General features: G+C 62.2%; 1 protein-coding gene and 1 pseudogene (1 of these 2 running past the window's edge). Both read right to left on the bottom strand.

Features of this window, described 5'->3' with window-relative positions; all coding sequences use genetic code 11:
* Positions 1-27 (bottom strand): annotated as a pseudogene (locus GEV06_15700) (FAD-binding protein) (it extends 1,095 nt beyond the left edge of the window).
* A 20-nt stretch (positions 28-47) separates the two neighbouring features.
* A partial coding sequence (locus GEV06_15695; GenBank protein ID MPZ19338.1) for an FAD-binding oxidoreductase occupies positions 48-278 on the bottom strand: 231 nt, incomplete at its 5' end.

Raw genomic sequence — 278 nt, 5'->3', positions numbered from 1 at the left:
CGACCGGCCGGAGCGCACTGTGCGCACGCACGATTTCGGAGACTTCGTCAGGTGTGGCGGGATGGAGAATCATCGGCGACAACAGATTCGGCGAACATCTTGCCACGGTTGGCAATCTCCAGTGGGTCGATAGCATGGCGCAGCCGCTGCATGCAAGCCAGATCCGCGGCACCATACATCTCACCGAGGAACTGGCGCTTCTCCATGCCGACGCCGTGCTCGCCGGTGATGGACCCACCGAGCGCGATGCAGAGGCGCAAAATCTCACCTGCGAGATC

Origin of the sequence: Luteitalea sp., assembly GCA_009377605.1 — a bacterium.
In the GTDB taxonomy this organism is placed as follows: Bacteria; Acidobacteriota; Vicinamibacteria; order Vicinamibacterales; family Vicinamibacteraceae; genus WHTT01.
Note: the sequence above shows the minus strand (reverse complement) of the source record. Positions and strands in the feature narration are given on the sequence as shown.